The sequence below is a fragment of the Streptomyces sp. YS-3 genome (genome assembly GCF_045257485.1).
GTDB lineage: Bacteria > Actinomycetota > Actinomycetes > Streptomycetales > Streptomycetaceae > Streptomyces.
This window is the reverse complement of sequence record NZ_JBJHPC010000329.1, coordinates 1-8,243: the sequence shown is the minus strand read 5'-3', so window position 1 is coordinate 8,243 and position 8,243 is coordinate 1. Positions and strand designations below refer to the sequence as shown.

Here is an 8,243-nt window from a genome sequence, read left to right as displayed (position 1 = left end):
CTCCCAACCCGGCCAGGCCGCGCCCCAGCCCCAGTCGTAACGCGCGCCGCACGGGTTCGCGTGGCACGGGTTCCGGCGGCACGACTTCCACCGGCACGGGTCCCACTCCCATCAGTCCCCACCGCATCAGTCCCCTCCGCCTCAGCCCCCTCCGCGCGATTCCCCTCCGGGCAATTTCCAGCCGCTTCAGTTCCATGGGGAGAGCATGGCGAAGACGGGCGATTCGCGGTGATCATGGGCCTGGGCTGTGGACAACCGGTCCGTTGTGGACAGCGGCGTCACCCGGCACGGTGAGGGTCCCGTACACTTCTTGTGGCGATCCGGGTGACCGGGTCGACTTCGCACGCCCCGCCGATGGTCCAGACCATCGGCCGCGCCTCTCGGTCCCTCACCTGTTCAGTCCGGTGCGGGGCACGGCGCACCGGGGCGTCAGGCGCGGCAGCCGCCCGGCGGTCGCGATAACCGAGTACCTCAAGGAGTACGGCCATGGCCGTCGTCACGATGCGGGAGCTGCTGGAGAGCGGCGTCCACTTCGGTCACCAGACCCGTCGCTGGAACCCGAAGATGAAGCGCTTCATCTTCACCGAGCGCAACGGCATCTACATCATCGACCTGCTCCAGTCGCTGTCGTACATCGACCGCGCCTACGAGTTCGTCAAGGAGACCGTCGCGCACGGCGGCTCCATCATGTTCGTCGGCACCAAGAAGCAGGCGCAGGAGGCGATCGCCGAGCAGGCGACGCGCGTGGGCATGCCCTACGTCAACCAGCGCTGGCTCGGCGGCATGCTGACCAACTTCTCCACCGTCTACAAGCGTCTGCAGCGCCTCAAGGAGCTCGAGCAGATCGACTTCGAGGACGTCGCGGCCTCGGGTCTCACCAAGAAGGAGCTCCTGGTCCTCTCGCGCGAGAAGGCCAAGCTGGAGAAGACCCTCGGTGGTATCCGTGAGATGTCGAAGGTTCCCAGCGCCGTCTGGATCGTCGACACCAAGAAGGAGCACATCGCCGTCGGTGAGGCGCGCAAGCTCCACATCCCGGTCGTCGCGATCCTCGACACGAACTGTGACCCCGACGAGGTCGACTACAAGATTCCGGGCAACGACGACGCGATCCGCTCCGTCACCCTGCTCACCCGCGTGATCGCCGACGCCGTCGCCGAGGGCCTCATCGCCCGTTCCGGCGCCGCCACCGGCGACTCCAAGCCGGGCGAGAAGGCCGCCGGCGAGCCCCTCGCCGAGTGGGAGCGCGACCTGCTCGAGGGTGACAAGAAGGCCGACTCCGAGGAGTCCGCCGAGGCTGCCGCCCCCGAGGCCGCTGCCGCCGAGGCGCCGGCCGCCGAGGCCGAGAAGCCGGCCGAGGCCGCTGCGGAGGCTCCGGCCGACGAGGCGCCGGCCGCGGACGCCGAGCAGGCCTGACCTTCGGGTCCTCGCTTCGGCGGTGACGGCGGGGGCACAGTCTGTGCCCCCGCCGTCACCCCGTAGCCCCGTAGATCTTTCAGACTTCGAGTCAGACTTCGAGAGAGAAACCCAGACTCATGGCGAACTACACCGCCGCTGACGTCAAGAAGCTCCGCGAGCTCACCGGCGCCGGCATGATGGACTGCAAGAAGGCGCTGGACGAGGCCGACGGCAACGTCGACAAGGCCGTCGAGGCGCTGCGCATCAAGGGCCAGAAGGGCGTCGCCAAGCGCGAGGGCCGTTCCGCCGAGAACGGTGCGGTCGTCTCCCTCATCGCCGAGGACAACACCTCCGGTGTGCTCCTTGAGCTGAAGTGCGAGACGGACTTCGTCGCCAAGGGTGACAAGTTCCAGGCCACCGCCGCCGCGCTGGCCGAGCACGTCGCCAAGACCTCCCCGGCCGACCTGGACGCGCTGCTCGCGTCCGAGATCGAGGCCGGCAAGACCGTCCAGGCGTACGTCGACGAGGCCAACGCCAACCTCGGCGAGAAGATCGTCCTGGACCGCTTCGCGCAGTACGCGGACGGCTTCGTCTTCGCGTACATGCACCGCACCATGCCCGACCTGCCGCCGCAGATCGGTGTCCTGGTCGAGCTGGACAAGGCCGACGCCGACGTCGCCAAGGGCATCGCGCAGCACATCGCCGCGTTCGCCCCGAAGTGGCTGTCCCGTGAGGACGTTCCGGCCGAGGTCGTCGAGACCGAGCGTCGTGTCGCCGAGGAGACCACGCGCGCCGAGGGCAAGCCCGAGGCCGCGCTCCCGAAGATCGTCGAGGGTCGCGTCAACGGCTTCTTCAAGGACGCCACGCTCCTTGGCCAGCCGTACGCGCTCGACAACAAGAAGTCGGTCCAGAAGGTTCTGGACGAGGCCGGTGTCACCCTGAAGCGCTTCACGCGTATCAAGGTCGGCATCTGAGTCCGTCCAGCGATCGACGGAAGACCCCGCTAGGGTCTGAGGCAGTCGTCGGCCGCGCTCGCGACGGACGACCGCAGATCTGACGAGGAGGCCATTGCCGCTCAGGGACACAGCACCCACCGGCAATGGCCTTCTTCGTATGTGTACGAGGAGATCCCCATGAATCAGGGCGCGGACGCCGCCACTCAGGCTGACCACAAGCGCGACGACGGCAAGGTGACCGGGCGCTTCATGCTGAAGCTCTCCGGTGAGGCGTTCGCCGGCGGAGGGGGTCTCGGCGTGGACCCCGACGTCGTGCACGCCATCGCCCGTGAGATCGCCAACGTCGTACGGGACGGGGCGCAGATCGCCGTCGTCATCGGCGGCGGCAACTTCTTCCGCGGGGCCGAGCTCCAGCAGCGCGGCATGGACCGGGCCCGTTCCGACTACATGGGCATGCTCGGCACGGTCATGAACTGCCTCGCGCTCCAGGACTTCCTGGAGAAGGAGGGCATCGACTCCCGGGTCCAGACCGCCATCACGATGGGCCAGGTCGCGGAGCCGTACATCCCGCTGCGTGCCGTGCGCCACCTGGAGAAGGGCCGCGTCGTGATCTTCGGCGCGGGCATGGGCATGCCGTACTTCTCCACCGACACGACGGCCGCCCAGCGTGCCCTGGAGATCGACGCCGAGGCCATGCTGATGGGCAAGAACGGGGTGGACGGGGTCTACGACTCCGACCCCCGCGTCAACCCGGACGCCGTGAAGTTCGACGCGCTGGAGTACGGCGAGGTCATCACCCGCGACCTGAAGGTGGCGGACATGACGGCCATCACCCTCTGCCGCGACAACAACCTCCCCATCCTGGTCTTCGAACTGCTCACCGCGGGCAATATCGCGCGCGCGGTCAAGGGTGAGAAGATCGGCACGCTCGTGAGCGACCAGGGCACCCGGGCCTGACCGGGGGATGGACAATCCCCTGACGGTCGGACACCGTGCAGGGAAAGACGCGGGTTACGCAGGGCCGTCGAGCACCCGACACGACTCCCGGCCCACTCAAGACATGCAGGAGCAAGTGGTGATCGAAGAAATCCTCCTCGAAGCCGAGGAGAAGATGGAGAAGGCCGTCGTGGTCGCCAAGGAGGACTTCGCCGCGATTCGCACCGGCCGTGCGCACCCGGCGATGTTCAACAAGATCGTGGCGGACTACTACGGTGCGCTGACGCCGATCAACCAGCTGGCCTCGTTCTCGGTGCCCGAGCCGCGTATGGCCGTGGTGACCCCGTTCGACAAGAGCGCGCTGCGCAACATCGAGCAGGCGATCCGCGACTCCGACCTGGGCGTCAACCCGAGCAATGACGGCTCCATCATCCGGGTGACGTTCCCGGAGCTGACGGAGGAGCGCCGCCGGGACTACATCAAGGTCGCCCGGACCAAGGCCGAGGACTCCAAGGTGTCGATCCGCTCCGTGCGCCGCAAGGCCAAGGACGCCCTCGACAAGCTGGTCAAGGACAAGGAGTCCGGCGAGGACGAGGTCCGCCGTGCGGAGAAGGAGCTCGACGACACCACCGCGAAGTACGTCTCGCAGGTGGACGAGCTGCTCAAGCACAAGGAAGCAGAGCTGCTAGAGGTCTGATGAACGACTCTTCCTGGGGGGCTCCGCCGCGACCCGAGCACTGGGGGCCACCCGTCCAGGGGCCTTCCCAGGAGGTGCCTTCGGCGGGGGCTGCCTACGATGCGTATGACGCCCCGTCCCGGACACAGCCCATGCCCGTAGTGACCGACGGCGTGGGCACAGACGCCGTGGTCAGCGAAGAACGTGACCGGGGGACCGCTCGGGTGAGCGGCCCCCTGTTCCGCGAAGAGACGCCGCAGGAGCCCATGCCCAGCTCGGTACCACCTTCGACTCCGCCGCAGCCGCAGCGGCCCGCGCAGCCGGAGAAGAAGCGGGCCGGGCGCGACCTGCGGGCCGCGATAGGGGTCGGCGTCGGGCTCGGCGCGGTGATCCTGGCGTCGCTGTTCGTCGTCAAGGCCGTCTTCGTCGGAGTGATCGCGGTGGCGGTCGTCGTCGGCCTGTGGGAGCTCGCCTCCCGGCTGGACGAGCGCAAGGACATCAAGGTGCCGCTGGTGCCGCTCGCGGTGGGCGGCGCGGCGATGGTCGTCGCCGGCTACGCGCGCGGTGCCGAGGGCGCCTGGGTGGCGATGGCGCTCACCTCGCTCGCGGTGCTGGTCTGGCGGATGACGGAGAAGCCCGAGGGCTACCTCAGGGACGTCACCGCCGGTGTCTTCGCCGCGTTCTACGTGCCGTTCCTGGCGACGTTCGTGGCGATGATGCTGAGCGCCGACGACGGGCCGTGGCGCGTCTTCGTCTTCCTGCTGCTGACCGTGGTCAGCGACACCGGGGCGTACGCGATCGGCTGGCGTTTCGGCAAGACGAAGCTGGCGCCGCGCATCAGCCCCGGAAAGACCCGTGAGGGTCTGGTGGGCGCGGTGACGTTCGCGATGGCGGCGGGCGCGCTGTGCATGCAGTTCCTCATCGACGACGGCCAGTGGTGGCAGGGCCTGCTGCTGGGTCTCGCGGTCGCGGCGAGCGCCACGCTCGGCGACCTCGGCGAGTCGATGATCAAGCGGGATCTCGGCATCAAGGACATGGGCACGCTGCTGCCGGGCCACGGCGGCATCATGGACCGGCTGGACTCCCTGCTGCCGACGGCGCCGGTGGTGTGGCTGCTGCTCGTCGCCTTCGTCGGCAGCTGAAAGGCCGCATCGCCCTACGCTGACCTGCGCTTTCACCGGTCGGGGGCTCGTTGTCCACAGGACGGCGGGCCCCTTTCCGTATGTCTGAGACACTTGAGGAACCATGCCGAAGCCCGGAGAACTCACTTTCGTCGCCCCCCGCGGAGCCAAGAAGCCGCCGCGGCACCTCGCCGACCTCTCGCCCGCCGAGCGGAAAGAGGCTGTCGCCGCGATCGGCGAGAAGCCGTTCCGCGCCAAGCAGCTCTCGCAGCACTACTTCGCGCGGTACGCGCACGACCCGGCCCAGTGGACGGACATCCCCGCCGCGGCGCGCACCCGGCTCCAGGAGGAGCTGCTGCCGGACCTGATGTCGGTCGTGCGGCACATCTCGTGCGACGACGACACCACCCGCAAGACGCTGTGGCGCCTGCACGACGGGACGCTGGTGGAGTCGGTCCTGATGCGCTACCCCGACCGGGTGACCATGTGCATCTCCTCGCAGGCCGGCTGCGGCATGAACTGCCCGTTCTGCGCGACCGGCCAGGCGGGCCTGGACCGCAATCTGTCGACCGCGGAGATCGTGCACCAGATCGTCGACGGCATGCGCGCGCTGCGCGACGGCGAGGTCCCCGGCGGCCCCGCCCGGCTGTCGAACATCGTCTTCATGGGCATGGGCGAGCCGCTCGCCAACTACAAGCGGGTCGTCGGGGCCATCCGCCGCCTCACCGACCCCGAGCCCGACGGCCTGGGCCTGTCCCAGCGCGGCATCACCGTCTCCACCGTCGGCCTCGTCCCCGCCATGCACCGCTTCGCCGACGAGGGCTTCAAGTGCCGCCTCGCCGTCTCGCTGCACGCCCCGGACGACGAGCTGCGCGACACGCTGGTGCCCGTCAACACCCGCTGGAAGGTCCGCGAGGTCCTGGACGCGGCGTGGGAGTACGCGGAGAAGTCCGGCCGCCGCATCTCGATCGAGTACGCACTGATCCGCGACATCAACGACCAGGCCTGGCGCGGTGACCTGCTCGGCCGCCTCCTCAAGGGCAAGCGGGTCCACGTCAACCTGATCCCGCTGAACCCGACGCCGGGCTCGAAGTGGACCGCCTCGCGTCCCGAGGACGAGAAGGCGTTCGTCGAGGCCATCGCGGCCCATGGGGTGCCCGTCACCGTCCGGGACACCCGTGGCCAGGAGATCGACGGAGCGTGCGGACAGCTCGCGGCGTCCGAGAGGTAGTCTGAGCCCGAAAACCGCAGAGCTCGACATCTGTATTCCGACAGGGGAGCGCCACAGCGCTGAGAGTGCGACACCGTCAGGTCGCAGACCCTCTGAACCTCGCCCAGGTCATTCTGGGTAGGAAGTTCGGTCATCACTCAAGCTGTTGCGCCCTGCTCGCCGCCGCCCGGCGGGCAGGGCCGCGTCTCTTCCTGGTCACTCCAGGAGGAATCACCACCATGCGCAGTACGAAGAAGATGGCGGCCACCGCGCTCGCCGCCGCCGTCGGGGTCAGCGCGCTCGCCGCGTGCGGCGGCAAGGACGACGACAGTCCCAAGGCCGACGGCGCCACCAAGTCCAAGACCGTCACCCTGGTAAGTCACGACTCGTTCGCCGCCTCCGACGCGGTGCTCAAGGAGTTCACCGCCCGGACCGGCTACACCGTCAAGGTCCTCAAGAGCGGCGACGCGGGCGCGGCCCTCAACCAGGAGATCCTCACCAAGGGCTCCCCGCGCGGCGACGTGTTCTTCGGCGTCGACAACACCCTGCTCTCGCGCGCCCTCGACCACGGGATCTTCACCCCGTACGAGGCGAAGGGCCTGGCCGCCGTCCCCGCGGCCGTCCAGCTCGACAAGGACAAGCACCGCGTCACCCCGGTCGACACCGGCGACATCTGCGTCAACTACGACAAGAAGTACTTCGCGGACAAGAAGCTCACCCCGCCGAGCTCCTTCGCCGACCTGATCAAGCCCGAGTACAAGGACCTGCTGGTCACCGAGAACGCCGCGACCTCCTCGCCCGGCCTCGGCTTCCTGCTCGGCAGCGCCGCGCAGTACGGCGACCAGGGCTGGCAGGACTACTGGAAGAAGCTCAAGGCCAACGGCGTCAAGGTCGTCGACGGCTGGGAGCAGGCCTACAACCAGGACTTCTCCGGCTCGGCCGGCGGCAGGAAGGCCAAGGGCGACCGCCCGCTGGTCGTCTCCTACGCCTCCAGCCCGCCCGTCGAGGTCCTCTACGCCAAGCCGCAGCCCGCCGACGCCCCCACCGGCGTCGCCACCGGCACCTGCTTCCGCCAGACCGAGTTCGCCGGACTGCTCAAGGGCGCCCGGAACGAGGCGGGCGGCAAGGCCCTCCTCGACTTCCTGATCTCCAAGAAGTTCCAGGAGGACATGCCGCTCACCATGTTCGTGAACCCGGTCCTCCCGGACGCCAAGCTGCCCGAGCTGTTCACCAGGTTCGGCGCCAAGGTCACCGAGACGCACGACGTCGCTCCGGAGAAGATCGCCAAGAACCGTGAGCAGTGGGTCAAGACGTGGTCCTCGCTCGTGCTGAAGTAAGCCGTACGCCCCGGGCGGCGAAGGTGCGCGCGCACGCGGTGCGGCTCGGCCTGATGGCCCTGCCGCTCGCGTTCTTCGGGCTCTTCTTCGCCTGGCCCGTGGCCGCGATCGTCGGCCGCGGGCTGCGCGTCGACGGCGTCTGGCAGCTCGGCCGGATCATCGAGGTGATCACCGAGCCGGACATCGGGCACGTGCTGTGGTTCACCACCTGGCAGGCGCTCGCCTCCACCGCGCTCACCCTGCTGATCGCACTGCCCGGCGCGTACGTCTTCGCGCGCCTGGACTTCCCCGGCCGGCACCTGCTGCGGGCCGTGGTCACGGTCCCGTTCGTGCTGCCCACCGTCGTCGTCGGCACCGCCTTCCTCGCCCTGCTCGGCCGCGGCGGGCTGCTCGACGAACTGTGGGGCGTACGGCTGGACACCACGGTGTGGGCGATCCTGCTCGCCCACGTCTTCTTCAACTACGCCGTCGTCGTCCGCACCGTCGGCGGCCTCTGGGCCCAGCTCGACCCGCGCCAGGAGGAAGCCGCCCGGGTCCTCGGCGCCTCCCGGCTCGCGGCGTGGCGCACGGTGACCCTGCCCGCCCTCGGGCCCGCCGTCGCCGCCGCCGCCC

The 8,243-nt window shown here is 69.1% G+C and carries 8 protein-coding genes and 1 riboswitch; all 8 genes read left to right on the top strand.

The window, feature by feature from the left end:
• Positions 1-486 precede the first annotated feature (486 nt).
• Positions 487-1,413: a 30S ribosomal protein S2 gene (rpsB, locus tag ACJA3G_RS23810; protein WP_406555068.1), complete on the top strand. Its 927-nt coding sequence runs from the start codon at positions 487-489 to the stop codon at positions 1,411-1,413.
• A 119-nt stretch (positions 1,414-1,532) separates the two neighbouring features.
• Positions 1,533-2,369, top strand: coding sequence for a translation elongation factor Ts (gene tsf / locus ACJA3G_RS23805; RefSeq protein WP_406555067.1), 837 nt, complete (start codon positions 1,533-1,535; stop codon positions 2,367-2,369).
• A 159-nt stretch (positions 2,370-2,528) separates the two neighbouring features.
• Positions 2,529-3,308 carry a UMP kinase gene (gene pyrH, locus ACJA3G_RS23800; RefSeq protein ID WP_358836273.1) on the top strand — a complete coding sequence of 260 codons (780 nt, stop codon included), beginning with the start codon at positions 2,529-2,531 and terminating at the stop codon, positions 3,306-3,308.
• 118 nt (positions 3,309-3,426) lie between these two features.
• Complete coding sequence (frr, locus tag ACJA3G_RS23795; RefSeq protein ID WP_365107124.1) at positions 3,427-3,984, top strand: ribosome recycling factor; 558 nt, start codon at positions 3,427-3,429, stop codon at positions 3,982-3,984.
• On the top strand, positions 3,984-5,105 hold the full coding sequence (locus ACJA3G_RS23790) for a phosphatidate cytidylyltransferase (protein ID WP_406555066.1): 1,122 nt from the start codon (positions 3,984-3,986) through the stop codon (positions 5,103-5,105). The genes frr and ACJA3G_RS23790 overlap by 1 nt, the downstream gene beginning before the upstream one ends.
• Positions 5,106-5,208: 103 nt before the next feature.
• Positions 5,209-6,315 carry a 23S rRNA (adenine(2503)-C(2))-methyltransferase RlmN gene (gene rlmN / locus ACJA3G_RS23785; RefSeq protein ID WP_101390413.1) on the top strand — a complete coding sequence of 369 codons (1,107 nt, stop codon included), beginning with the start codon at positions 5,209-5,211 and terminating at the stop codon, positions 6,313-6,315.
• A 32-nt stretch (positions 6,316-6,347) separates the two neighbouring features.
• Positions 6,348-6,457: riboswitch (TPP riboswitch) on the top strand.
• A gap of 76 nt (positions 6,458-6,533) precedes the next feature.
• Positions 6,534-7,631: a thiamine ABC transporter substrate binding subunit gene (locus ACJA3G_RS23780; RefSeq protein ID WP_406555065.1), complete on the top strand. Its 1,098-nt coding sequence runs from the start codon at positions 6,534-6,536 to the stop codon at positions 7,629-7,631.
• Positions 7,607-8,243 (top strand): ABC transporter permease (locus ACJA3G_RS23775; RefSeq protein ID WP_406555064.1); only part of this gene is annotated, 637 nt, incomplete at its 3' end. The genes ACJA3G_RS23780 and ACJA3G_RS23775, both read left to right, overlap by 25 nt.